This window comes from Roseomonas acroporae, from assembly GCF_023223525.1.
Lineage (GTDB): Bacteria > Pseudomonadota > Alphaproteobacteria > Acetobacterales > Acetobacteraceae > Roseomonas_E > Roseomonas_E acroporae.
On record NZ_JALPRX010000038.1, the window covers coordinates 107,305 to 131,466 of the forward strand.

Consider the following 24,162-nt stretch of genomic DNA (forward strand, 5'->3'; position numbering starts at 1 on the left):
GGCGCGCCCCTATTGCTGCCGGACCCGGTCCGGCGTCACGTCGCCGAAGCGGACCAGGGTGCCGAGCATCTGCAGGTAGGCCACCAGCGCGTCCATCTCGGTCACCGGCCCGTCCTCCTCGTCGAAATTCGCCTGCCGCGCGCGGCCGTAGCGGCCGGCGAAGGCGGTGCCGTCACGCTCGGGGCGCGCCTGCGCCTCGAGGTCGGCCACGGCGCTGGCGATCATCGCCTCGGTGTAGGGCACGCCCACCGCGCGCAGCGTGCGCAGGTGGTCGGCGACGTCGTCGTAGCGCAGCGGCCGGTCGAGGAAGCCGTAGGCCGGCATGATGCTCTCCGGCACCACCGAGCGCGGGTCGCGCAGGTGCAGCACGTGCCAGCTGTCGGAGTAGCGGCCGCCGACGCGGGCGAGGTCCGGCCCGGTGCGCTTCGAGCCCCACTGGAAGGGATGGTCGTACATGCTCTCGGCGGCGAGGCTGTAGTGGCCGTAGCGCTCGGCCTCGTCGCGCAGCGGGCGGACCATCTGGCTGTGGCAGTTGTAGCAGCCCTCGCGCATGTAGATGTTGCGGCCCATCAGCTCGAGCGGCGTGTAGGGGCGCACCCCCTCGACGCGCTCGATCGTCGTCTCCACCGCGAAGAGCGGCACGATCTGCACCAGGCCGCCGATCGAGACGGTGATCAGGGTGAGCACGCCGAGCAGGATGACGTTGCGCTCGATGATGGCGTGGCTGAAGCGCTTGAGCATGGCTCCCTCCCTCACTCGGCCGCGACGGCGGCGGCCGGCGCCGGCATCGCGGCGGCTGGCTGCGGCGCTGCGGCGATGGTGCGCCAGACGTTGAAGGCCATCAGCAGGGCGCCGCCGAGGTAGAGCAGGCCGCCCAGCAGGCGGATCACGTAGTAGGGGTGCATGGCCGCGACGCCTTCCACGAAGCTGTACTGGAGGAAGCCGTTGGCGTCGTAGGCGCGCCACATCAGCCCCTGCATGATGCCCGCCACCCACATCGCGGTGATGTAGAGCACGATGCCGAGCGTCGCGAGCCAGAAGTGCCAGGAGATCAGCCGCGTCGACCACATGGCGCGGCGCTGCCACAGGACGGGGATCAGCCAGTACAGCGCGCCGAAGGTGATGAAGCCGTTCCAGCCCAGCGCGCCGGAATGCACGTGGCCGATGGTCCAGTCGGTGTAGTGCGAGAGCGAGTTCACCGCCCGGATCGACATCACCGGCCCCTCGAAGGTGGCCATGGCGTAGAAGCCGACGGCGGCGACGGAGAAGCGCAGCGCCGGATCGGTGCGCAGCTTGTCCCAGGCGCCCGAGAGCGTCATCAGCCCGTTGATGGCGCCGCCCCAGGAGGGCATCCACAGCATGATGCTGAACACCATGCCGAGGGTCGAGGCCCAGTCCGGCAGCGCGGTGTAGTGCAGGTGGTGCGGCCCGGCCCAGATGTAGAGGAAGACCAGCGACCAGAAGTGCACGATGGACAGGCGGTAGGAGTAGATCGGCCGGTCGGCCTGCTTCGGGATGAAGTAGTACATGATCCCGAGGAAGCCCGCCGTCAGGAAGAAGCCCACCGCGTTGTGGCCGTACCACCACTGGATCATCGCGTCCTGCACGCCCGAGGGCACGCTGTAGGACTTGGCGTGCAGCAGGTCGATCGGCAGGGCGATGTTGTTGCCCAGGTGCAGCATCGCCACGGTGATGATGAAGGCGAGGAAGAACCAGTTGGCGACGTAGATGTGCGGCTCCTCGCGCCGGATCACCGTGCCGACGAAGGCGACGAGGTAGATCACCCAGACCAGGGTCAGCCACAGGTCGGTGTACCATTCCGGCTCGGCGTACTCGCGGCCCTGCGTGTAGCCGAGCACGTAGCCGCTCGCCGCCAGCAGGATGAAGAGCTGGTAGCCCCAGAACAGGAACCAGCCCATCGGCTCGCCGCCGAACAGGCGGGCGCGGCAGGTGCGCTGCACCACGTAGAGCGTGGTGCAGAACAGCGCGCAGCCGCCGAAGGCGAAGATCACCGCCGAGGTGTGCAGCGGCCGGATCCGCCCGAAGCTGGTCCATTCGAGGCCGAGGTTGAGCTGCGGCCAGGCGAGCTGCGAGGCCGCCACCACGCCGACCAGGAAGCCGACCACGCCCCAGAACACGGTCGCGATGGCGAAGGCCCGGATCGGCCCGTCCACGTATTCCGGTGCGGCCGGCCTCGCCTCGGCCACGCCGCCCGGCCTTTCGGCAACGTTGCCGTCCATCATCCCTGGTCTCCCCTGGAGCGACCTGCCGGCCGCCAGCCTCGGGCGTTCCGGCGCGTGAGCAGGGCCAGGGGCGGCCGGCCGCGTCGGCGCCCGGCCCCTCCTGGCACGGGGCACGATCCCGCGCCTCCGCCCTGCCAGGATCGCGAACGGCGCCGGCGGGGCCTTGATGTGGGTCAAGCCGCCGGGGCGGGCGGGCGGAAGCCCGGGTGGCCGTGTCGGCGGGGCCACAGCATGCCGGCCGGGCATGGCGGCCCGCCGGGCGCGCGGGCGGCACCTTCGGGCCGGCGCATCCCGCCGCGGGTGCCCATCGCGGGCGCGGCGCGTCGCCGGTCCGGCCCCGGTGCCCGCGCGGGGCCCGCCGCCGGCACCGGGGCCGCCGGGGGGGCGCCGGGGGCCGGCACGCGGCTAGTCCCGCCTGCCAGTCCCGCCTGCCGGTCCCGCGCGCCGTCAGGCCAGGACGCGCACCGCCAGCCCGCCCAGCACGACGGCATTCAGCACCAGCACGGCAACGCCCACGAGGCGAAGGCGCTGGCCGTGGCGGCGGGCGATGGCGCCGCCGAGCAGGGCGACCGCCGACAGCGCCGGTGCCGTGCCGAGCGCGAAGCACAGCATCGACAGCCACCCCGCCAGGGCGCTGCCCGAGGCCGCCGCCGCCGCCAGCGCGCCGTAGAGCAGGCCGCAGGGCAGGGCGGAGAGGATGAGGCCGAGCGTCAGGCCGTGCAGGGAACGCGACCAGGCCGCCAGCCGCGCGACCGGGAGCCGCGGCACGGGCAGGGGAAGGCCCGACAGGCCAGCCGCCCGCAGCAGCATCGTCGCCGCGCCGAGCGCCAGCAGGAAGGCCAGCGGCCAGCGCAGCCCGGAGGCGGATGCCGCCAGCCCGGCCAGCCCGCCCGACAGGGCGCCGAGCAGGCCGTAGCCCAGCATGCGGCCCAGGTGGTAAGGCAGCAGGGCCGCCCCGGCGAGCCGCCGCAACGCCGGCCCCCCGGCCAGCCCGGCCGACTGGACCAGCACGAACGGCGCGCACATCCCGGCGCAATGCGTCACGCCGCCCGCCAGCCCGGCCAGGAACAGCGTGCCGCAGAGCGTGGCCAGACCCCCCGTCCCGAGGGCAGTCAGATCGTGCAGGCAATCGGCCAGCATGTTCCCTTCCCGAGCGGGATCCGATCGGTTCGGGGGCCTTCCGGCCCGGGCCCCGACCGGACGGCTTCCCCGCGAGCGGTACCCGGCCGGCCCGGCCGGCCGCGCCGTTCGCGGGCCTCCGGCGGTTCGCTTAGAGCATTTCCAGGCTGGGTGTACTCGCCCGGCGACTTGGAAAACGCGAAAAACCAGAAGGCCGGAACGGCTCTAGCGCCCGTCGCCGGCGACGGCATTGCGCTCGGTCAAGGACGATCCCGCCGCGCGCCCGTTGCGTTGCGGCCCCTGCGTTGCGGCCCCTGCGTTGCGTCTCCGTCCTGCCATGGGGAGGGCGCGCTTCCGGTCCGGCCGGCCGATCCGCCAGCCCGAGAGTCGATGCATGAAAGCGGTTGCATCATTGCATGCCTCCCACAACTCGTTCGTGCTAACATCTTCCGCGATCGCCTCCAGGCCCACCTCGATGTCGGGGCGGGTCCGGAGACCGTCGGCGGCAGGGCCCGATTCCATTCTTCGGGACGGCGGCAGCGGCAGTCGGTCGAGATATTCCGAAGATATTTCAGGGAGGAAAGCGTCGGGCGGGCGTTGCGTCGCGGGCCGGGATCCCGCGCGTCCGGGTGCCAGCGGGGCGCCGGCGCGGCGATCATTGGCTCACAAACGTGAGAATGGAATGAATCCAGTCCATTTTTCGATGGCAATGCTGCACAGCAACACGTATGAATTAGCTAAGAACATGTACAAAGAAGGCAATCTTACTTTTTGGATAGCCCCTTCGAAATTCCGCCTTCTTTCGCCTAAGTGAGATTCCTGATCGACCGGAGAGTCACGTGAACGCTGGACTGCTCGGGCCGCTTCGCACCCCACGCGCTGCCCTGGATGCCATCCGTCTCAATGAGGATCCGGCGCAAGCCAGGGAGCTCCAGGCTCTCGGCGAGGCGGCCAACTACGTCCTCAGCCTGACCAGACCGCACCCGGAACTCGGCCGATCGGGCTCGGTCTGTCCCTATGCCGCGGGCGGGCTGCAGCGCCAGAGCATCCTGCTGACCTCCCTGTCCCTCGACACGCCGGACCACGACGCCCTCGCGCAGGTTATGCACGGCGTCAGGAACATGGTCATCGAGATGGGCGGGACGCCCGAGGAAGCGAAGCTGCGCGCCATCCTGGTCGTCCTGACGGGCCTGGACACGAGCGAGGCGGCCCCGCTGGTCGAGAGCGTCCAGCGGGAGCTGAAGCCGTTCTTCGTCTCCGTCGGGCTGATGATCGGCGAGTTCTTCCCGGGCTGCGCCGCCCCCGGGCTGCACAACCCCGACTTCAGGCCGCTCGACACCAGCTTCTGCGGCCTCGCGGTGCGCCGGATGATGGCGAACGACGTGGTTTTCCTGCTGGACCAGGACTGCTATGTGCGGAGCTACCTGGACGAGTTCGGCCAGGACGGGGCGAAGCGGCTGGCTCGGATGCTGGCCGACGGCAGCTGCCCGCCGCACCGGGCGGAGGCCATCGGCCAACTGCTCGCCGAGCGGGCCGGCACGTCGCGACTGGTGGCCGCCGAGGCCTGACGGCACGGAGGCCGATCCGCCGCCGGCCTGCACACATCCGGGGCTGCCGGCGGCGACTCCCCTCCGGCTTGGCAAGGATTGGTCGCCAGATGCACCAGGCTGCAGCGAGCACGTTCCCGGCGCCATGGCGCGCCGACGGTCTGCTGGCGGCGGGGCAGCCGGGCCCCGGCACCACGGCCACGCCGCCATCCGCCGCCGCCAGGAACGAGCGGCTGCACGACAAGTTCGTCCGCTGGGCGAGGGCGCGGCCCAACGACACCGCCATCCTGCATGACGGCCGCCGCTGGACCTATCGCGAGCTCGACGAGTGGTCCAACCAGCTGGCCCACCTGCTGCGCGAGAACGGGGCCCTGCCGGGTTCGCTCGTCGGCCTCTGCCTCGACCGCTCGCCCATGCTGGTCGCCGCCGTCCTGGCCGTGCTGAAGGCCGGGGCCGCCTACGTGCCGCTCGACCCAGCCTATCCGGCCGAGCGGCTGGGGCTGATGCTCGCCGACAGCCGGCCCTCGGTGCTGCTCACCCGCGGCGAGGCGCGGGACCGCCTCGGCTACGACGGCACGGTCCTCGATCTCGACCGGCCGCCGCGCCGCGTGGAGGACTGCCCCCGCGAGGCGCCGGAGCGCGACGCCGCGACCGACGGCCTGGCCTGCGTCTTCTACACCTCGGGCTCCACCGGGCGGCCGAAGGGCGTGGCGCTGCGCCACACGGCGACGGCCATGATCGAGTGGGCCGCGGGCATCTTCACCAGCGGCGAGCTTTCCCGCGTCGCGGCGACCACCTCCATCTGCTTCGACCCGTCGGTGTTCGAGATCTTCGCGCCGCTGAGCCTGGGCGGCACGATGGTGCTGAAGAAGGACCTGCTCCAGCCCTTCGACCCCGCCGAGCGGCCGACGCTGCTGAACGGCGTGCCCTCCGCCTTCGCCGAGCTGGCCAGGGCCGGGCGGATCCCGGACTCGGTCCGGGTCATCAACGTGGGCGGCGAGCGGCTGACGGCGCGGCTGGCGCGCGAGATCTACGCCGCCTCCCGCGTCGAGCAGGTCTGGAACCACTACGGCCCGACCGAGGCCACGATCTGCACCTGCGTCGCGCTGGTGACGCCGGATGCCGAGGTGGACCCGCCCATCGGCCACGGCATCGCCGGCGCCCTCCTGCACGTGCTCGACGACGAGCTGCAGCCGGTCGCGGCGGGCGAGGTCGGCGAGCTGTTCATCGGCGGTCCCTCCCTGGCGGCCGGCTACCTGAACCGGCCCGACCTGACCGCCGAACGCTTCCTGCCCGATCCCTTCGTCGGCGGCGCCGCCCGGATGTACCGGACCGGCGACCTGGTGCGGCGCGCGCCCGACGGCGCGCTCCACTTCGTCGGCCGCAGCGGCCAGCAGGTGAAGTTCCGCGGCGTGCGCATGGAGCTCGACGAGATCGAGGCCGCGCTGTGCCGGCTGGACCTCGTCGCCGAGGCGGTGATCCTGCCGGTCGAGCGGAACGGCACGGTGGACGACCTCGTGGCCGTCGTCACCGCCCGGGCACCGCTGACCCTGCCTGCCATGCGCCAGGCGCTGCGCGAATCGCTGCCCGCGGCCATGCTGCCCACCAAGCTCGTCACCGTCGCCACGATGCCGCTCACCCCATCGGGCAAGACGGACCGGCAGGCCCTGCGCCATCTCGTGCTCCCCGCCGTCGAGGAGGCGCCGGGGCAGGAGGCGGAGGGCGTCGCCGACCCGATCCTCAGCCCGTTCGAGGAGGTGATCCTCTCCGTCTTCCGCGCGGTGCTCCGCCAGCCCGGCCTCACCAAGGACGACGACTTCTTCGACCATGGCGGCGATTCCCTCCTGGCCGTGAACGCCGCCCTGCGCCTCGAGGAGCTGCTCGGCCTCGTCGTGCCGAGCGCGCTGCTGCATCACGGGCGCACCGCCTCGGCGCTGGCGCCGATGCTGCAAAGCAAGGACCAGGCGCGTGGCCACCTCACGGTCATGCAGCCGCTCGGGGAGGGGGTGCCGCTGTTCTGCCTGCCCGACGTGTTCGGCCGCCCGGTCAGCTTCCTCAGCTTCGCCCAGCAGTGGCGCGGCGAGCGCCCGGTGTACGGGCTGCTGCCGGGGCCGCTGGAGGCGGAGGTCATCGCGTCGCCCTCGCTGGAGGCGCTGACGCGGGCCTACCGGCGGGAGATCGAGCAGCTGTGGCCGGACGGGCCCTGCCTCCTGGTCGGGTACTCGGCCGGCGCGATCCCGGCCGTCGACCTGGCCTGCGCGCTGGAAGCCGCGGGGCGCACCGTCACGCTGATCCTGATCGACCCGATCGCCCAGCGCCTCTCGGTCGACATGCGGGAGATCAGGCAGCGGACCCGGCAGGCCGCCTACGCGCTCTGCACCCGCGGCCCGAAGGCGGCCCGCCAGGTCTTCCTGGAGCGCCACGTGCCGGAATGGATCCCGCCCGCCTACCGGGACATCACCGCGGCCATGCTGCAGGCCGAACGCGACTGGCAGCCCCGCCGCTTCCACGGCAGGACGATCCTGGTGACCTGCGGCCGGAGCTGGTTCGACCGCACGGCACCACGGTTCCGGAACTGGCTGCACACGCGCCTCGCCTTCGGCTGGCACGCCTTCCTGGACGGGGAGATCCGCACCAGGTCGATCGACACGGACCACTACCAGATCGTGCGCAAGCCCGCGGTGTACGAGCTGACCGCGGGGCTGCGGGAAGCGCTGCGCGAGCTGCCCGCGGCCGGCTGAGGTTCCCCGCCCGGGCATCCATCGGGTTCCGCGGCGCGGGATGCCGAGGCGGATCGCCGGCGGGCGGCGATGCCCGGCGGCATGGCGCCGCTCCGATGGCCGCGGCGGCGCTCGCCGACCCGTCCAGGCCCGTACCGGGCCCCGCTCCGGCCCCCGACGGGGAATCGCTGGAAGCGAAGCCCCCTGGAATCTCCCCCGCGGACCGCTCGGGCAGCCCCGCCGCCCCGACGGAAGCAGGGACCCGCGCCAGGCCGCGCGCCCGGCCGGACCGCGATCCGCGACGGATCGTCCGTCGCCGTCGGCCGGGTGGCCCGTCCGCGCCTCGTTGCCTGCCTGAAAGGTGATCGGGCGGCCTCGAACGAACCGCCCGGCGCGGCCTTTGATGCACACGCGTCCATGTCCGGCAGCCAAGGCCGCTCCGCCGCCGGCGGCGGCGCCGGGCCCGCCGCGCCCTCGGACCGATTGGCGGTGCGCATGCCGGGACTGCCCCCAGAACAGCCACAGCCGGCCCAGCCACGGGCGGAGCCGTCTCGCACGGGAACGGACCGGATGGGCGCCGCCGGGACGGCAACGGCGCGGGCGGGCGGCACGGTGCTCGTGCACGCGCTCGACCCGCGCCACTACGCCCGCGCGCATGAGCAGGCGAGCCGCGCCGGCATCGCCCGCCAGCTCGCCGCGCTGAAGGGCTTCGGCTTCGGCGGCGCGCTCGACCTCGACGCCAGCCCGGCCGGCCCCACCTACCTCGTGCCGAGCGACACGGTGATCGGCGCGGCCGCCGCCGCCCGGCTCGGCCTCGCCGGGCCGCACGACCTGTTCGGCGGCGTGGCGCCCTGCGCGGTCGCCGCGACCAAGGCCATCACCCACCCGCTGGTCGCCGGGTCGGCCGCCGCGCCGCCCGGCTGGTCGCACGAATTCCCGGAGCGGGTGCGGCAGGCCGTGCATCCGGGCTGGTCCGCCTTCGACCTCGGGGATGCGCGCCTGGCCGGCCGCCGCCTGCTGGAAGGCGGGCCGATGCGGCTGAAGGAGGTGCGCGCCACGGGCGGGCTCGGGCAGGTCGTGCTGACCGGCCCCGACGGGCTCGACGCGGTGCTCGCGCGCCTCGATCCGGAGTCGATCGCCCGCGACGGGCTGGTGTTCGAGCCGAACCTCGACGACGTCACCACCTACAGCGTCGGCCAGGTGCGGGTGGACGACCTCGTCTGCAGCTACGTCGGCACCCAGCGGCTGACGCGCAACAACGAGGGCGCCGAGGTGTATGGCGGCTCCCGCCTGTTCTGCGTGTGCGGCGAATTCGACGCGCTGCTCGGGCAGGTGTCGTCGCCGGCCCTGCGTGTCGCCGTGGCCCAGGCCCGCCTCTACGACGAGGCCGCGGCCGCCTGCTTCCCCGGCCTGATCCTGTCGCGGCGCAACTACGACGTGCTGGGCGGGCGGGACGCGGCGGGGCGCTGGCGCTCGGGCGTGCTGGAGCAGTCCTGGCGCATCGGCGGCGCGAGCGGGGCGGAGGTCGCGGCGCTGGCCGCCTTCCGGGCCGCCCTCCTGGCCGGGGACGCGCCGCCGGTGGTGCGGGCCGCCACGGTCGAGGTCTATGGTGCGGCCGGGGAGCCGCCGCCGGGGGCCACCGTCTACTTCCATGGCCTGGATCCGGCGGTGGGGTTCGTCAGCAAGTACGCAACGGTCGAGGCCCATGGCAACGCGCGATGAGGCGGTGGAGATTCCGGTCGAGGGCCGGTGCATCCCGGGTACGCTGGTGGCGCCGGCGACGGCGATCCCGGGCATCCTGTTCGTGCAGGGCTGGGGCAGCAGCCAGGATGTCTACCTGCCCCGGGCCCGCCAGATCGCGGCGCTCGGCTGCATCGGCCTGACCTTCGAGCCGCGCGGCGTCGCGCGCGACGACCCGCGGCACGAGACGGTGACGCGCGAGGACAACCTGCGCGACCTCGTCGCCGCCTACGACACGCTGGCCGCGCAGCCCGGCGTGGACGCCTCGGCGATGGGGGTGATCGGCAGCAGCTACGGTGCCTACCTGGCGGCGATCCTGACCTCGCTGCGGCCGGTGCGCTGGCTGACGCTGCGCGTGCCCGCCCTGTACCGCGACGAGGACTGGACGGTGCCCAAGCAGGGGCTCAGCCGGGACTCGCTGAACGCCTACCGGCGCGCCCGGGTGAGCCCGTCGCAGAACCGCGCCCTGGCCGCCTGCGCCGAGTTCCGGGGCGACGTGCTGGTGGTCGAGTCCGAGCACGACGACCGCATCCCGCATGCCGTGGTGGCGAACTACCTCGGCGCCTTCGCGCAGGTGCGCTCGCTGAGCTACCGCCGCATGGAAGGGGCCGATCACGGGCTTTCCAGCCCCGAGGCGCAGCGCGCCTACGCGGCGCTGCTGATGTCCTGGGTGACGGAGATGGTGCTGGGCGCGCGGGTGAGCTGGAAGCCGGCGGGCGTCTGACGAGGCCGTGCGGCCGGGAGAGCCGCGCCGCGCGCGGCCCGGTCGGCGTCGGGCAGCGGCTGCCCGGCCACCGCCGGTGCGCGGGCTCCCGCGGCGGCGTCGCCCCGTCCCGGGCATCCCTCGCGCCGATGCGCCGCCCCTGGTATGGGTCGCGCCGGTCCAGGCGGGAGGCGAGGATGACGGAGCCCGGGGTCGCCGTCCTCACCCTCGTGAAGGGACGCGACGCGCATCTGCGCCGCGTGATGGCGGCGCTGGAGCGCGGCACGCGCCGGCCGGACCGCCTCGTCGTGGTGGACATGGGCGAGTCGCCCGCCGCGATCGGCCCGACAACCCTGCCCCTGACGCTGCACCGCCTGCCCGCCGCCGGGCTGCCCCTCGCCGCCGCGCGGAACGCGGCGGCGCGGCTGGCGGGGATGGGGCCAGGAACGGAGACGGGTGCGGAGACGGGGGCGGGGGCGGCGACGCTGATCTTCCTCGACGTGGACTGCATCCCCGCCGCGAACCTCGTCGCCGCGCTCGCCGCCGACGTGGCGGCGGCGGACGCGCTGGTCTGCCCGGAGATCCTCTACCTGCCGGCCGGCGCGGCGGACGCGCCCGAGGCGCGGCTGCGCGCGCTCGGCCGCCGGCACCATGTCCGCCCGTTCCCGGCGGCCGGCATGCGGGCGGAGCCGAATGCCGGCCTCTTCTGGTCGCTGGCCTTCGCCGTCCGGCACGCGACCTTCGGGCGGATCGGCGGCTTCGACGCCGGCTACACCGGCTACGGCGCGGAGGACACGGACTTCGCCTTCCGCGCGCGCGCGGCGGGCGTGCCGCTGCTGTTCACCGCCTCCACCGTGGCGTTCCACCAGCATCACGGCGTGTACGACCCGCCGCTGCAGCATTTCGCGGACATCGTGGCCAACGCCTCGCGCTTCCGGGAACGGCACGGCTTCTGGCCGATGGACGGCTGGCTCGACGCCTTCGCCCGGCTCGGCCTGATCGACCCGCCGGGGGACGGCCCGCTCCGCGTGCTGCGGCCGCCGACGGCGGCGGAGGTGGCGGCCGCGCGCCAGGGACCCGAACGGGTCTACTGACCGCCCCGGAGCGGTCCCGGCCCCCGATCGGGCGCGTCTTCCGTGTCGCCGGGCGAGGACGCCCGGCCCGGGAATGCCCGCTGCCCGTGGCGTTCCGCGCGGTCCGCCGTTTCGTCGAGGAAGTCGGCGGCGCGGCGGGGCGCGTCGGGGTCGTACAGGGCGGCGATTCGGGCGGTGTCGAGCGCCTCGGCCTCGCGCAGCAGCGCCGGCCAGTCGCCCGCCGCCGGCCACGCCTCCCGCACCACCGCGGCGCCCAGCGCCGCGAGCCGCCGCGCCTTGGCCCCCTGCTCGTCGAAGGGGCGCGGCTCGGGCAGGCAGAGGAAGGGCCGGCCCAGCGCCGCGACCTCGGCCAGCAGCCCGTCGCCGCAGCCGCCGACGACCAGCCCGGCCCGCGCCAGCACCGTCGGCGCGTCCTCGCGCCAGCCCAGGAATTCGAGGTTCGGCGGCAGCGCGGCGGGCATCGTGGCGGGGCCGAGGACGCGCCAGCGCCGCCAGGGCACGGCGCGCGCGGCGGCGGCGAGCGCCTCGCCGTCCCCGCCCGCCCCGCCGCGCCCGAAGGCGACCACGACGCTGTCCGGCTCGGCCGCGGGCCGCGGCGGCGGGGCGGCGAGGAAGCCGGCGTGGAAGCTCCGCTTCAGCACCCAGCCCGGAGTCGCGGCATCCTCGAGCGCGGCCGGGAAGGGGGCCAGCAGCGCCTCGGCCGCGCGGAAGGCGCCGAGATGCGGCGCATCGTCCCGCCGCCCCGCCAGGCGGACGTACACCACGGGGGTGGAGAGCAGGCGCGCCAGCATCGCCACCTCCACCGAGACGTCCACCACCAGCAGGGCGGGCCGGTGCGCGGCGATCCAGGCGGCGATCGCGGCGCCGCGCCGGCGCAGCCCGTCATGGCCGCGCGGGGCGTAGTGCAGCCCCGGCACCTCGCCGGCACCGGGATCCGGGGCCGGCGCGTCGTCCGGCAGGGCGAGGACGGGCAGCGGCGCGGCGGCGGCCGCGGCCGCGTCCATCGTGCCGATCAGCGTCACCGGCCGCCGCATCCGCCGCGCCAGGATGACGGCCCGCGCCAGATGGCCGGCGCCCTGGTGGTGGACGTAGTAGCCGACCGGCCTCATGCCGCGCGGGAACCGGCCGCCGCCCGTCCCGCCGGGCCGACCGCCGTCCCTCGCTCCGCCGGTCCGGTCGCCGCCTCCGGCGCGGCGGTCGCCACTCCTTCCGGCGCAGTGGTCGCCATTCCCTCCAGCGCGTCGGTCGCCATCCGTTCCAGCGCGGCGGTCGCCATCCGTTCCAGCGCGGCGGTCGCCGCGACGATCTCCGCCTCGGCGGTGTCGGCTGGCGGCAGCAGCGGCGTCGCGCGGGCGACGAAGGCGATGGCGTTGACGCTCTCGCGCGCAACGGCGCGCAGCACCGCCACGTCGATGCCGGTCGCGGCCGCCGCCGTCTCCAGCCCGCTCCCCGGTCCACCCCCCGGGCCACTTCCCGCGCCGCCGGCGAAGCCGTCCCGCAGGGCCCGCCGGCGGGCGAACAGGCCGGCCCAGAATTCCGGGCCGGGCAGCAGGTGCGGCTCGCCCGTCTCCGCGATCCGCCGCCAGCGGCGCATCTCCGCCGCCATGCCGCCGGGCGCCCGGCCATCCTCGCGCGCCGAGACCGCCACCCAGGCATCCGGCGCGTGGCGCAGCCGGGCGCCGTTGCGTTCCAGCGCCGCGACCAGGGCGTTGTCCTCGCCCGTCGCCAGCGGCGGCACGCCGCCCGCGTCGCGGTAGGCGGCGACGGTGACGGCGAGGCTCGCCCCGGTATGGTCGCCGTGGCGCGGCGGCGGGTCGTGCGGCAGCGGGTCCAGACGGTCCGACAGGGCGCGCACCGCCGACCAATAGCGCGCGACCAGCGCGCGCCGCTCGCGCAGCCAGCCCGGCAGGCCCTCCTCCCCCGCGAGGCGGATCTCGCCCCCCACCGCCTCCGCCCCCGCCGCGACGGCGCGCAGGTTGGCGGCGATCCAGCCCGGCGGCGGCAGCGCGTCGGCATCGGTGCCGAGCAGCAGGCCCTCGCCGCCGCCTCCCGCCGCGCCGAGCCATCCGGCGCCCGCTTCCATGGCCATGCCGCGCGCCCGGCCGACCGTCGCCTGCCCGGCCGGCAGCGTGGCCTCGATCACGCGCAGCGCCAGCACAGGGTGGCGCCGCGCCGCCTCGCGCGCGGCCGCCGCCGTCCCGTCCGTGCAGCCATTGGCGAGCAGCACGACCCGCACCGGCCCGACACCTTCCTGCCCCGCCAGGGCGGCGAGCAGGCCGGGCATCGCCGCGGCCTCGTCGCGGGCCGGCACGCAGACGACGTGCGGGATCATGCCGTCGCCACGCTGGCGCGCGACCGCGCGTGGCGGTCGATCTCGGCGCGGAACAGCGCCTCGTAGCGGTCCATCATCACCTGGGCGTCGCACATCGCCTCGGCCCTGGCCCGGCAGGCGGGGCGGGAGAGGGTCATCGCCTCCCGGATCGCCCGCGCCAGGGCGTCCAGGTCGTCCGCCGGGGCGAGCCGGCCGGTGGCGGCGTCGGTCAGGTCCGGCAGGGCGCCGCGGGCGAAGCCGGCGACGGGCGTGCCGCAGGCCAGCGCCTCCGCCACCACCAGGCCGTAGGGCTCCTCCCAGCACGGCGTGACCACGGCGACGGCCGCCTCCGCCACCTCCCGCGCCAGCGAGCGGTGGTCGAGATGCCCGACATACTCGATGCCGTCCCCGAGGGCGGGCGCGATGCGCCCGGCCCAGTAGGCCGGGTCGCTGCGCGGCCCGGCGATGCGCAGCGGCACCCCCGCCAGGCGGGCGGCGGCGATGGCGAGGTGCGGCCCCTTCTCCGGCACCAGGCGCCCGGACCAGATCGCGTGGCGCCCGCCGCCCGGGGCCAGCCGGGCCGCGAACAGGTCCAGGTCGATGCCGTTGGGGATCACCTCGTCCACGGCGACGAACCGCTCCCACATCCCGCGCACGACGCCCGAGACCGCGACGAAGCGCAGGTCGCGGCGCGACCGTTCCGCCACGCCGTTCTCCAGCTCGTGGAAGGGCGGGCAGTGGAAGGCGGTGACCATGGGCGCGGGAATCCGGTGCGCCTCCAGTAGCGGCAGGTAGTGCAGGCTGTTGTTGAGGACGAGGTCGCAGCCGCCCGGGCTGCTGCCCGGGGCACCGCCCGCGGCGATCCGCCGCAGGATCTCCGCGTAGGCCGCGGCCTCGGCCAGCGCGATGGCGTGCTCCTCGCGGTCGTCGCGCGGCGTGCCGGTCGGCGGGCCGACCGGGCACAGGCCGAGCGCCGGGTCCGATCCTTCCGAGGCGTGGAGCGTGACCTCGTGCCCGCGGGCGATGAGGTGCCGCGCGATGAGATGCGTGTGCATCTCCAGCCCGCCCTGGAACGGGTCCGAGATCGGATACTTCAGGTGGGCGATGATGGCGATCTTCATGTGCGCGGGATCATGGTCGGGAAGGGTCCGTCGTTGAAGGGTGGCGCCGGAGGGGCGGCGGGACGCGCCACGCACCAGCCCCGCTGCCTCGTTGGGCGACCGCCGGCTCGTCGGCGCTCTCCCGCGGGCACGGTCGATGAACGCCGGTCGCCCCGCCGGGTTGATTCCCCGTCCGTGCCCCTGCCGGCAGGCGGCGGGCGCCGCCATCCGTGGCCCGGGACGGCGCCGTGCGGGCGGCAGGCCGGTTCCGGCGGCCGGCGCGCTTCCGCGCGTCGATCCCGGCATTCGCCCTTTCCGTGGGCGACGGCTCGAAGGCTGCGCCGTCGAGCGCGCCGTCCTCCGGCCTTCACGGAAGGCGACCGACAGGCCCTCGGCGCCCTGGCGCCGCGCCGCCCCCCCCCGGCGCATTTTCCGCCCCGTCCCGCGCGCCCGGCCCGGAAATGCCCTACGCTCCCCGCCCCGAACGATCCGGAGCGGCACGCGACATGACATTGGCGATGAGCTGGGACGAGTGGACGCGGCACGATGCGGTGGCGCTGGCCGGCCGCGTGCGCGCGGGCGAGCTGACCCCCGCCGAGATCGCCGCCCAGGCCGCCGCCGCCGTCGCCAAGGTCAACCCGGCCGTCTCCGCCGTGGTCGAGGTGTTCGGGGACGCGGTCGCCGACCCGGCGGGGAACGGCACCGCGCTGGACGGCCCCTTCGCCGGCGTGCCCTACCTGATGAAGGATCTCGGCCCGACGCTGAAGGGGCGGCTGCAGGAGATGGGCTCGCTGCTGATGCGCGGTAACCGCGCGGCGGCGGACAGCTTCCTCGCCGGGCGCATCCGGCAGGCCGGGCTCAACATCATCGGCCGCACCACCACGCCGGAATTCGGCGTCTGCTCCTCGGCCGAGAACCCGGCCGTCTACGTCACGCGCAACCCGTGGGACACGGGCTACACGAGCTGCGGCTCCTCGGCCGGCACGGCGGCGGCCGTCGCGGCGGGCGTGCTGCCGCTCAGCCACGCGACCGATGGCGGCGGCTCGATCCGCATCCCGGCCGGGGTGTGCGGCAATATCGGCCTCAAGGTCTCGCGCGGCGTGTTCTCGATCGCGCCCGGGCTTTCCGACCTCTCCGGCCTGGTCTCGATCCAGGGCTGCCAGAGCCGCACGGTGCGCGACACGGCGCTGTTCGTCGATTCCTGCCGCGGCGGCGCGCCGGGCGAGTTCATGCCCTTCTGGCAGCCGGAGGAGCCGTATTCGACGCTGATCGAGCGCGACCCGCGGCCGCTGCGCATCGCCCTCTCGCACGAATGGGGCGCGGCGCGGCCGACGCCGCACATCGTGGCCGAGCTGGAGCGCGCCGGCCGCTTCCTCGAAGGGCTCGGCCACCATGTCGAGCATGTCCTGCCGCCGATCGACTTCGATTCCGCCTTCGCCGCGCAGACCACCTGCTACATCAGCAATTTCGCGCAGACCATCGCCAACCTGCTGGCGCCGCGCGGGCTGGAGCGGCCGCCCGAGGGGCTGGTGGAGCCGATGAACATAAGGCTGTGGGAGGCCGGCATCGGCACCTCCTACACGGAGCGGGCGCGGATGCAGGCGGTGTTCAACACCACCTCGCGCGCCTTCGGCGACTTCTTCGAGAAGTGGGACGTGATCCTGACGCCGACCATGGCCGCGCCGACGCCGCCGGTCGGCACCACCGAGCTGCTGACGATCAGCGACAATCCCTCGGTGCACGACTGGTTCGCCAACCTCTGGCGCCACTTCGCCTACACGCCGCTGGCCAACCTCTGCGGCATCCCGGGCATCTCGCTGCCCTTCGGCATGCTGGAGAACGGACTGCCCATGGGCATCCAGGCGCTGTCGCGGCAGGCCGGCGACGGGCTGCTGCTGCAGCTGGCGGCGCAGATGGAGCGGGCGCTCGACGGGCGCTGGAACGCGGGGCGGCGGCCGGCGGTGCACGTGACGGGCTGACGGGGCAGGGGCCGGGCGCGGCGGCCGGGACGCCGGGCGGGTGCCGCGCCCTGGCCGGCCGCCCGGTGGCCCGACAGGTGGCCCGACCGGTCGGCCCGACCTGCCAGCCCGACCTGCCGTCGCGAACCGCCGGAAGGCGGCAGCGCCCGCGGCCGCGAGGCCGCACGGGACGCGAAGGAAGGCCACGGAGCGCCCGCCCGCGCCGGACCGCGTTCCGCTGTAGACCGCCGGGCGCGCCTCCCGCATCCTCCGGTCCGCGCCGCCCGCCGCGTGTCGCCGCCGGGCGGCCGGGGGTGCCGCCGCGCCGCCGGCACGCGCCGGCCGGGCCCCGACGCGGCGCCCCCTGCCGATGAAAGCCCCGAAGGAAGCTCCCGGCCCGATGCAGCGACTCCGACTCTCGGTGAACGTCGACCACGTCGCCACGCTGCGCAACGCGCGCGGCGGCACCTTCCCCGATCCGGTCGAGGCCGCGCGCCTCGCCATCGAGGCCGGCGCCGACGGCATCACCGTGCATCTGCGCGAGGACCGCCGCCACATCCGCGACGCCGACGTGCTCCGCCTGCGCGCCGAGGTGCCGACGCGGCTGAACTTCGAGATGGCGGCGACCGAGGAGATGGTCGCCTTCGCCTGCGGGCTGCGCCCCGAGGCGTGCTGCATCGTCCCCGAGAAGCGCGCCGAGCTGACCACCGAGGGCGGGCTCGACGTGCTGCGCTTCGCCGAATCCCTCGCGCCGCAGGTGGCCCGACTCGCCGCCGCCGGCATCGAGGTCGCGATCTTCGTCGAGCCGGACGCCGCGCAGATCGCCGCCTGCCACCTGATCGGCGCCGCCGCCGTCGAGCTGCACACCGGCGCCTATGCCGAGGCCGGCGGCGCGGCGCGCGAGGCGCATCTCGCCCGCCTGCGGAACGGCGCCACCGCCGCGCGATCCGCCGGCCTGTCCTGCCACGCCGGCCACGGCCTGACCTACGGCAACGTCTCCCCCGTCGCCGCCCTGCCGGAACTTTCCGAGGTCAGCATCGGCCATTTCCTGATCGCGCAGAGCGTGTTCGAGGGCCTGCCCGCCGCGATCGCCCGCATGCGCGCCCTGCTCGATGCCGCGCGCGGAGACACCGTGCCCGGGGACGGCGTGCCCGGGGATGCGGCCGAGGATGCCGTGCCATGAACCGGCGCCGGCCCCGGGCGCGGGCATGGCCGCCACGCGCCGGCGCGACGCCGCGCCGCCACGGTGGCCGGGAGGACACGCCATGCTGAAGCACGTCGAGGCCGGCACGCTGGACGTCGCCTATCTCGAGACCGGCGATCCCGCCGGGTGGCCGGTCGTGCTGCTGCACGGCTTCCCCTACGACGTGCACGCCTATGCCGAGGTCGCGCCCCGACTCGCCGCCGAGGGCGCGCGCGTGATCGTGCCCTGGCTGCGCGGCTACGGCCCGACCCGCTTCCGCTCGCCCGCGACGCTCCGCTCCGGCGAGCAGGCGGCGCTGGGCGCCGACCTGCTGGCGCTGCTCGACGCGCTGGGGCTGGGGCACGCGCTGCTGGCCGGCTACGACTGGGGCGGCCGCGCCGCCTGCGTCGTCGCGGCGCTGTGGCCGGAGCGCGCGAGCGGCCTCGTCTCCGTCAACGGCTACAACATCCAGGACATCGCCCGCGCCGCGCGCCCCGCCGCGCCGGCGATGGAGCACCGCCTCTGGTACCAGTACTACTTCCACGGCGAGCGCGGCCGCGCCGGGCTGGAGAAGGACCGGCGCGCCTTCTGCCGCCTGCTCTGGCAGCTCTGGTCCCCCACCTGGCGCTTCGACGACGCCACCTACGAACGCAGCGCCGCCGCCTTCGACAACCCCGACTTCGTCGACGTGGTGATCCACTCCTACCGCCACCGCTTCGCCCTGGTGGAAGGCGACCCGGCCTGCCTCGACATCGAGCGCCGCCTCGCCGCGCAGCCCCCGATCGCCGTGCCGGCGATCACGCTCGACGGCGACGCCGACGGCGTCTCCTCGATCGGCGGCACCGCCAGCCATGCCCGCCGCTTCACCGGCCCGCACGCGCACCGCGCCGTGCCCGGCGTCGGCCACAACCTGCCGCAGGAGGCGCCGGAGGCGTTCGCGCGGGCGGTCCTGGACTGCCGTGCCGGCAGGATCGCCTGATTCGCCGCGCGTGCACCGAGGTGGATTTCGCCGCCGGCCGAACCGCCCGGGGCTCCGCCCCGGCACCCGCGAAGAACTGAAAGACCCTTCGCCCGCCTTTCCGCGGGGCCGGTCGGGCGGTCCCGCCGCCGGTGTCAGAGGCTCATGAGGCTGGCATTGCCGCCCGCCGCGGCGGTGTTGGTGCTGACGGCGCGTTCCGCCATCAGCATGTCGAGGCGCCAGTTCCCGTCCGCCTCGGGCGCCAGCACCGGTCGCACCGCGCCCGGCGCCTCGGCCACCTCGCGCAGCAGCGCGCGCAGCGCCGCGTCGTCGCCCTCGAACAGCACCGCGTCGCAGGCGGCAACGTCCGCGGCCGGGGCGATGCGGGCGGCCAGGGCGGGCGGGAGGCCGCGCAGCACGGCGGCGACGGCCTCCGGCGCGCGCACCAGCGCCGCGTTGCCGGTGGCCAGACAGGCGGCGAGCTGGCACAGCAGCCCCGCCGCCGTCTCCGCCCGGCACAGCACCGTGCCGCGCGGGTGCAGCGAATACAGGTTCCGCCCGCCCACCGGCCCGGGCAGCGCGATCTCCAGCCCGACGCGCGACGCCGCGGCCTGCGCCGCGCAGCGTGCCGCCAGCGCCGTCTCGCCGCGCCCGCGCAGCCAGGCGTCCAGCGCCGCCACCGCCGGGCGGGGCGGCACCGGCGGCAGGTCGGGCGCCGACGGGGCGACGGCGAGCAGGCGGCGCAGGTAGAGCGGCCCGCCCGCCTTGGGGCCGGTGCCGGATAGCCCGTGCCCGCCGAAGGGCTGCACCCCGACCACCGCGCCGATCAGGTTGCGGTTGACGTAGAGGTTGCCGGCGGTGCTCAGCGCCGACAGCCGCCCGATGGTCTCGTCGAGGCGCGAGTGCACGCCGAAGGTCAGGCCGTAGCCGGTCGCCGCGACGTCGCGCATCAGCGCCGCCAACCCGTCGCGGCGGAAGCGCAGCACGTGCAGCACCGGGCCGAACACCTCGCCTTCGAGGTCCGCGATCCGGCCGATCTCGATCAGCGTCGGCGCGACGAAATGGCCGTGGCGGCAGGGTCCGGGCAGCGGCATGGCATGCACCGCGTGGCCGCGCGCGGCCATGGCGTCGACATGGCCCTGGATGCCGGCGCGCGCCTCCCCGGTGATGACCGGGCCGATATCGGTGGCGAGCCGGTCCGGGTTGCCAATCGCGAGCTCCGCCATCGCGCCCCTGAGCATCGTCAGCACGCGGTCCGCCACGTCCTCCTGCAGGCAGAGCACGCGCAGCGCGGAGCAGCGCTGCCCGGCGCTGTCGAAGGCCGAGGCGAGCACGTCCGCCACCACCTGCTCCGCGAGCGCCGAGGAATCCACCACCATCGCGTTCTGCCCGCCGGTCTCGGCGATCAGCGGGACGGGGCGGCCGCCGGCGCCCGGGCGCCGCGCCAGCTCGCGCTGGATGAGCCGCGCCACCTCGGTGGAGCCGGTGAACATCACCCCCTGCACCCGCGCGTCGCCCACCAGCGCCGCACCCACCGCGCCGTCGCCGGGGAGGAGCTGCAACGCCCCGGCCGGCACGCCCGCCCCGTGCAGCAGCGAGACGGCGAGGTGCGCGATCAGCGGCACCTCCGCGGCGGGCTTGGCCAGCACCGGGTTGCCCGCGGCGAGCGCCGCCGCGACCTGCCCGGTGAAGATCGCCAGCGGGAAGTTCCAGGGCGAGATGCACGCCACCGGCCCCAGCGGCCTTCCCGGGGGCGCGTGCGCCGGGGCATCCAGCCCGCGCGCCTGGCCGGCGTAGTAGCGCAGGAAGTCCACCGCCTCGCGCACCTCGCCCACCGCGTTGGGCAGCGACTTGCCGGCCTCGCGCACCAGCGGGCCGAGCAGCGCCGGCATCCGTTCCTCCATCGCGTCGGCCGCGCGTTCCAGCGCCGCGGCGCGTTCGGCGGCCGGCGTCGCGGCCCAGCCGGCGGCGGCGGCCTCGGCGCGGGCCAGGGCGGCCGCCACGGTCTCCGCCGTCGCCTCCGCCACGTGGCCGACCAGGTCGCGCATGTCGGCCGGGTTGCGCACCTCGCGCATCGCCCCCCCTGCCATTCCCTCGGCCGGCGGCAGCGGCGTGGCGCGCAACGGCGCCGCCGACGCCAGCACCGGCGCGAGGGCGGCCAGCCGGTCCTCGTCGTTCAGGTCGAGCCCGGCGGAATTCCGCCGCGACGCGCCGAACAGGTCGCGCGGCAGGGCGATGCCGTCATGCGGCCGGCCGACGGGCACGAGGGCGCGCGCCGCCGCCACCGGGTCGGCGACCAGCGCCTCCACCGGCACCGCCGGGTCGTTGACCCGGTTCACGAAGGAGGAGTTGGCGCCGTTCTCCAGCAGCCGCCGGACGAGGTAGGCGAGCAGCGTCTCGTGCGTGCCGACCGGCGCGTAGATCCGGCAGGGGCGGTCCAGCTTCCCGGGGCCGACCACCTCCTCGTAGAGCGGCTCGCCCATGCCGTGCAGGCACTGGAATTCGTACTGGCCGGGCGTGTGGTGCGCGGGGCCGGCCATCTCGTGGATCGCGGCCAGGCTGTGCGCGTTGTGCGTGGCGAATTGCGGAAACACCGCGTCGGGCGCGGCCAGCAGCCGGCGGGCGCAGGCGAGGTAGGAGACGTCGGTGTGGACCTTGCGGGTGAAGACCGGGAAGCCCGGCATCCCGTCCACCTGCGCCCGCTTGATCTCGCCGTCCCAGTAGGCGCCCTTGACCAGCCGCACCATCATCCGCCGCCCGGTGCGGCGCGCGAGGTCGATCACGAAGTCCACCACGAAGGGCGCGCGCTTCTGGTAGGCCTGGATGACGAAGCCGACGCCGTTCCAGCTAGCGAGGCGCGCGTCGTGGCACAACGCCTCCAGCAGGTCGAGCGACAGCTCCAGCCGGTCCGCCTCCTCGGCGTCGATGTTCAGCCCGATGTCGTAGCGGCGCGCCAGCGCGGCGAGATCGGCGAGGCGCGGCAGCAGCTCGGCCATCACCCGCCCGCGCTGCGCGCGGGCGTAGCGCGGGTGCAGCGCCGAGAGCTTGATCGAGATTCCCGGCCCCTCGACGATCCCCCGCCCCGCCGAGGCGCGGCCGATCGCGTGGATCGCCGCCTCGTAGTCGCGCCGGTAGCGCTCCGCATCGGCCGCCGTGGTCGCCGCCTCGCCCAGCATGTCGTAGGAGTGGCGGAAGCCCTTCGCCTCCATGGCGCGGCTGCGCGCCAGCGCGTCCCCGATGGTCTGGCCGGTGACGAACTGCTCGCCCAGCAGCCGCATGGCGAGGTCGACGCCGCGCCGGATCACCGGTTCGCCGGCGCGCGCGATCAGCCGCGTCAGCGCGGCGCCCAGCCCCGCCTCGCTGTTCGTCGCGGCGAGCCTGCCCGTCACCACCAGCCCCCAGGTGGCGGCGTTCACGAACGGCGAGGGCGAATGGCCGAGATGCCGGCGCCAGTCCATGCCCCCCTTGGCACCGCCGCCGATCTTGTCGCGGATCAGCGCGTCGCGCGTCGCCGTGTCGGGGATGCGCAGCAGCGCCTCGGCCAGGCACATCAGCGCCACGCCCTCCTGGGAGGAGAGCGAGAATTCCTGCACCAGCGCCTCCACCCCGCCGCCGCGCCGCCGGCCGCGCAGCGCGGCCACCAGCCGGCGCGCCAGCGCGGCGGCCGCGTCCGCCTCGGCCGGCGCCAGGGCGGCGGCGTCGAGCAGCGGCGGCAGGCATTCCGGCTCCGGCCGGCGGCAGGCGGCGGTGACGGCGGCGCGCAGCCCCGTGCGGCGCTCCGCCTGATCGCGCACCTCGCGGGCGAAGGCGTCGAAGGGGGGCGGGGCGGCGGTCGCGGCCGGCATGGGCAGGGCGTCGGGGGACATCGTCGGCCTCGTTCCGGCAGGAGGACACCCGGGAGCAGGTGGCGACGACTCTGGTGTTGACCGCGCCGAATCTCCATCGGCTATTCGGCAGTCTGTCCGAATCATCGACGGTCGGGCGGCGGAGGAGCCGAAACGGATGCAGGATGTGGATCGGACGGACCGCATGATCCTCGGCATCCTCCAGCGCGAGGGCCGGATCACCAACCTGGCGCTGGCCGAGCGCGTCGGCCTGTCGCCGGCGGCGGCCAGCGAGCGGATGCGGCGGCTGCTGAAGGAAGGCTGGGTGACGGGCTTCGGCGCCCGCCTCGACACGCGGCGCCTGGGCTTCGGCCTGCTGGTCTTCGTCGAGGTGCTGCTCGACAAGACCACGCCGGATGTCTTCGACCGCTTCGCCGCGGCGGTGAACCGGGCGCCCGAGGTGCTGGAGTGCCACATGGTGGCCGGCGGCTTCGACTACCTGCTGAAGACGCGGGTGCGCGACATGGCCGCGTATCGCCGCTTCCTCTCCGACGTGCTGCTCAGCCTGCCCGGCGTGCGCGAGACCCGCACCTACGCCGTGATGGAGGAGGTGAAGTCCGACGGGCCTCTGCCCCTGTAGCGCCGCCCCCGCCCCCGCCCCCGCCTCGGCCCCGGCCCGCGGCGCGATTGCCAACCCCGCGCCGGGCGGGCCAAACAGGGCCATGCCGCGGCTTCCGCCCCTTCTCGCGCTGCCCTTCCTGGCGTTGCCCTTCCTGGCCGGCGGCACCGCCCGCGCCCAGCCGGCGGCCGGCGAGGACTGGACGCTCTGCCGCCGCGCCATCGCCGCGCTGGAGCCCGGCTCCGGCATCCCGCCCGGCCTGCTCGGCGCCATCGCGCTGGTGGAGAGCGGCCGCGCCATTCCCGGCGCCGGCCGGGCCGAGCCCTGGCCCTGGGCCTACAACGCCGCCGGCGACGGCAACGTGCCGCCCGGCAAGGCGCGCGCCGTGGCCGAGGTGGCGGCGCTGCTCGGGCGCGGCGTCCGCTCGGTGGATGTGGGCTGCATGCAGATCAACCTGCAGAGCCACCCCGCCGCCTTCGCCACGCTGGAGGAGGCGTTCGACCCGCTCGCCAACGTCCGCTACGCGATCCGCTTCCTGAACACGTTGCGCAGCCGCACCGGCGACTGGGGCCTGGCGATCGCGCGCTACCACTCCGGCGAGGTGGTGCGCGGCGCCGCCTACTACCGGCGGGTCGCCATGGCGCAGCTCGGCAACGCCTGGGACCGCGGCGGCGCCGTGCCGCTGCCGCCCGCCGTGGCGCCGAGCTGCGCGGCGGGCTACGTCGCCACCCTGCTGGTCGGCGGCCCGGAGGAGGCGCGGCGCTTCCTGACGCCGGAGGCGCAGCGCCGCCCGCCCAGCATGCTGTTCGTCTCGCCGCGCCGCCCGCGCTTCGCCTGTCTGCGCGGCGAGCCGCCGAGGCCGGAGGCACCCCGCCCCGGCACGGCCACTCCCGGCGCGTCTCCCGCCGTGGCGGCACCTGTGGGGGCGGCACCTGTGGGGGCGGCGCCTGTCGGGGTGGCGCCTGTGGGGGCGGCCCGGCCGGAAGCGTCACGGCCGGAATGACCCGCCGCCCCGTCGCGGACGCCGCCGCCGCGGCCCGGGC

17 protein-coding genes are annotated in these 24,162 nt (G+C 75.4%); 10 read left to right on the top strand and 7 right to left on the bottom strand.

Translation table 11 applies throughout. The features are described from left to right. Positions 1–9 precede the first annotated feature (9 nt). The 3 genes from ccoO to M0638_RS10310 form a co-directional block, all read right to left on the bottom strand. The gene (gene ccoO, locus M0638_RS10300) at positions 10–741 is read right to left on the bottom strand and encodes a cytochrome-c oxidase, cbb3-type subunit II (RefSeq protein ID WP_248666894.1); all 732 of its coding nucleotides are present in this window, start codon (positions 739–741) and stop codon (positions 10–12) included. A gap of 11 nt (positions 742–752) precedes the next feature. Then, positions 753–2,240 (bottom strand): cytochrome-c oxidase, cbb3-type subunit I, encoded by a 1,488-nt coding sequence (gene ccoN / locus M0638_RS10305; protein WP_248666895.1) that lies wholly within the window; start codon positions 2,238–2,240, stop codon positions 753–755. Between the two features lie 450 nt (positions 2,241–2,690). Beyond that, positions 2,691–3,383, bottom strand: a complete 693-nt coding sequence (locus M0638_RS10310; RefSeq protein ID WP_248666896.1) for an urease accessory protein UreH domain-containing protein — start codon at positions 3,381–3,383, stop codon at positions 2,691–2,693. 818 nt (positions 3,384–4,201) lie between these two features. Between M0638_RS10310 and M0638_RS10315 the strand changes: the two genes are divergently transcribed. The 5 genes from M0638_RS10315 (at position 4,202) to M0638_RS10335 (ending at position 11,166) form a co-directional block, all read left to right on the top strand. Next, positions 4,202–4,930, top strand: a complete 729-nt coding sequence (locus M0638_RS10315; protein ID WP_248666897.1) for a DUF6875 domain-containing protein — start codon at positions 4,202–4,204, stop codon at positions 4,928–4,930. Positions 4,931–5,019: 89 nt separating this feature from the next. Next, positions 5,020–7,650, top strand: a complete 2,631-nt coding sequence (locus M0638_RS10320; protein WP_248666898.1) for an amino acid adenylation domain-containing protein — start codon at positions 5,020–5,022, stop codon at positions 7,648–7,650. Between the two features lie 549 nt (positions 7,651–8,199). Then, on the top strand, positions 8,200–9,351 hold the full coding sequence (locus M0638_RS10325) for a DUF3182 family protein (RefSeq protein ID WP_248666899.1): 1,152 nt from the start codon (positions 8,200–8,202) through the stop codon (positions 9,349–9,351). After that, positions 9,335–10,093 (top strand): alpha/beta hydrolase family protein, encoded by a 759-nt coding sequence (locus M0638_RS10330; RefSeq protein ID WP_248666900.1) that lies wholly within the window; start codon positions 9,335–9,337, stop codon positions 10,091–10,093. The genes M0638_RS10325 and M0638_RS10330 overlap by 17 nt, the downstream gene beginning before the upstream one ends. A 176-nt stretch (positions 10,094–10,269) precedes the next feature. Beyond that, positions 10,270–11,166: a glycosyltransferase family 2 protein gene (locus M0638_RS10335; protein WP_248666901.1), complete on the top strand. Its 897-nt coding sequence runs from the start codon at positions 10,270–10,272 to the stop codon at positions 11,164–11,166. Here the strand turns inward: M0638_RS10335 and M0638_RS10340 are convergent. The 3 genes from M0638_RS10340 to M0638_RS10350 are packed head-to-tail and all read right to left on the bottom strand — an operon-like array spanning position 11,160 to position 14,598. Next, positions 11,160–12,275: a hypothetical protein gene (locus M0638_RS10340; RefSeq protein WP_248666902.1), complete on the bottom strand. Its 1,116-nt coding sequence runs from the start codon at positions 12,273–12,275 to the stop codon at positions 11,160–11,162. The two genes, M0638_RS10335 and M0638_RS10340, sit on opposite strands and share 7 nt — an antisense overlap. Next, entirely contained in the window at positions 12,272–13,498 is a 1,227-nt protein-coding gene (locus M0638_RS10345; RefSeq protein ID WP_248666903.1) for a glycosyltransferase, read from the bottom strand. Before M0638_RS10345 ends, M0638_RS10340 begins: the two co-directional genes overlap by 4 nt. Beyond that, on the bottom strand, positions 13,495–14,598 hold the full coding sequence (locus M0638_RS10350) for a glycosyltransferase (RefSeq protein WP_248666904.1): 1,104 nt from the start codon (positions 14,596–14,598) through the stop codon (positions 13,495–13,497). Before M0638_RS10350 ends, M0638_RS10345 begins: the two co-directional genes overlap by 4 nt. Positions 14,599–15,095: 497 nt before the next feature. On the opposite strand from M0638_RS10350, the gene M0638_RS10355 reads away from it, so the two are divergent. The 3 genes from M0638_RS10355 (at position 15,096) to M0638_RS10365 (ending at position 18,697) form a co-directional block, all read left to right on the top strand. Beyond that, positions 15,096–16,556: an amidase gene (locus M0638_RS10355; protein WP_248666905.1), complete on the top strand. Its 1,461-nt coding sequence runs from the start codon at positions 15,096–15,098 to the stop codon at positions 16,554–16,556. 379 nt (positions 16,557–16,935) lie between these two features. Then, positions 16,936–17,718, top strand: a complete 783-nt coding sequence (locus M0638_RS10360) for a pyridoxine 5'-phosphate synthase (RefSeq protein ID WP_248666906.1) — start codon at positions 16,936–16,938, stop codon at positions 17,716–17,718. Positions 17,719–17,800: 82 nt separating this feature from the next. Beyond that, the gene (locus M0638_RS10365) at positions 17,801–18,697 is read left to right on the top strand and encodes an alpha/beta fold hydrolase (RefSeq protein WP_248666907.1); all 897 of its coding nucleotides are present in this window, start codon (positions 17,801–17,803) and stop codon (positions 18,695–18,697) included. Positions 18,698–18,831: 134 nt separating this feature from the next. On the opposite strand, the gene putA is transcribed toward M0638_RS10365, so the two are convergent. Next, positions 18,832–22,542: a trifunctional transcriptional regulator/proline dehydrogenase/L-glutamate gamma-semialdehyde dehydrogenase gene (gene putA / locus M0638_RS10370; protein WP_248666908.1), complete on the bottom strand. Its 3,711-nt coding sequence runs from the start codon at positions 22,540–22,542 to the stop codon at positions 18,832–18,834. Between the two features lie 136 nt (positions 22,543–22,678). Here putA and M0638_RS10375 point away from each other — a divergent pair, with 136 nt between their 5' ends. Both M0638_RS10375 and M0638_RS10380 read left to right on the top strand, forming a co-directional pair. Continuing rightward, the gene (locus M0638_RS10375) at positions 22,679–23,140 is read left to right on the top strand and encodes an Lrp/AsnC ligand binding domain-containing protein (RefSeq protein ID WP_248666909.1); all 462 of its coding nucleotides are present in this window, start codon (positions 22,679–22,681) and stop codon (positions 23,138–23,140) included. 82 nt (positions 23,141–23,222) lie between these two features. Further along, positions 23,223–24,122 (top strand): transglycosylase SLT domain-containing protein, encoded by a 900-nt coding sequence (locus M0638_RS10380; RefSeq protein ID WP_248666910.1) that lies wholly within the window; start codon positions 23,223–23,225, stop codon positions 24,120–24,122. The last annotated feature ends 40 nt before the right edge of the window (positions 24,123–24,162 follow it).

Coding starts and splice junctions, on each gene's coding strand:
- M0638_RS10350 (WP_248666904.1), bottom strand. CDS start 14,598: ATGAAGATCGCCATCATCGCCCACCTGAAGTATCCGATCTCGGACCCG.
- ccoN (WP_248666895.1), bottom strand. CDS start 2,240: ATGGACGGCAACGTTGCCGAAAGGCCGGGCGGCGTGGCCGAGGCGAGG.
- M0638_RS10345 (WP_248666903.1), bottom strand. CDS start 13,498: ATGATCCCGCACGTCGTCTGCGTGCCGGCCCGCGACGAGGCCGCGGCG.
- M0638_RS10375 (WP_248666909.1), top strand. CDS start 22,679: ATGCAGGATGTGGATCGGACGGACCGCATGATCCTCGGCATCCTCCAG.
- M0638_RS10335 (WP_248666901.1), top strand. CDS start 10,270: ATGACGGAGCCCGGGGTCGCCGTCCTCACCCTCGTGAAGGGACGCGAC.
- M0638_RS10360 (WP_248666906.1), top strand. CDS start 16,936: ATGCAGCGACTCCGACTCTCGGTGAACGTCGACCACGTCGCCACGCTG.
- M0638_RS10320 (WP_248666898.1), top strand. CDS start 5,020: ATGCACCAGGCTGCAGCGAGCACGTTCCCGGCGCCATGGCGCGCCGAC.
- ccoO (WP_248666894.1), bottom strand. CDS start 741: ATGCTCAAGCGCTTCAGCCACGCCATCATCGAGCGCAACGTCATCCTG.
- M0638_RS10355 (WP_248666905.1), top strand. CDS start 15,096: ATGAGCTGGGACGAGTGGACGCGGCACGATGCGGTGGCGCTGGCCGGC.
- M0638_RS10365 (WP_248666907.1), top strand. CDS start 17,801: ATGCTGAAGCACGTCGAGGCCGGCACGCTGGACGTCGCCTATCTCGAG.
- M0638_RS10310 (WP_248666896.1), bottom strand. CDS start 3,383: ATGCTGGCCGATTGCCTGCACGATCTGACTGCCCTCGGGACGGGGGGT.
- M0638_RS10330 (WP_248666900.1), top strand. CDS start 9,335: ATGGCAACGCGCGATGAGGCGGTGGAGATTCCGGTCGAGGGCCGGTGC.
- putA (WP_248666908.1), bottom strand. CDS start 22,542: ATGTCCCCCGACGCCCTGCCCATGCCGGCCGCGACCGCCGCCCCGCCC.
- M0638_RS10340 (WP_248666902.1), bottom strand. CDS start 12,275: ATGAGGCCGGTCGGCTACTACGTCCACCACCAGGGCGCCGGCCATCTG.
- M0638_RS10325 (WP_248666899.1), top strand. CDS start 8,200: ATGGGCGCCGCCGGGACGGCAACGGCGCGGGCGGGCGGCACGGTGCTC.
- M0638_RS10380 (WP_248666910.1), top strand. CDS start 23,223: ATGCCGCGGCTTCCGCCCCTTCTCGCGCTGCCCTTCCTGGCGTTGCCC.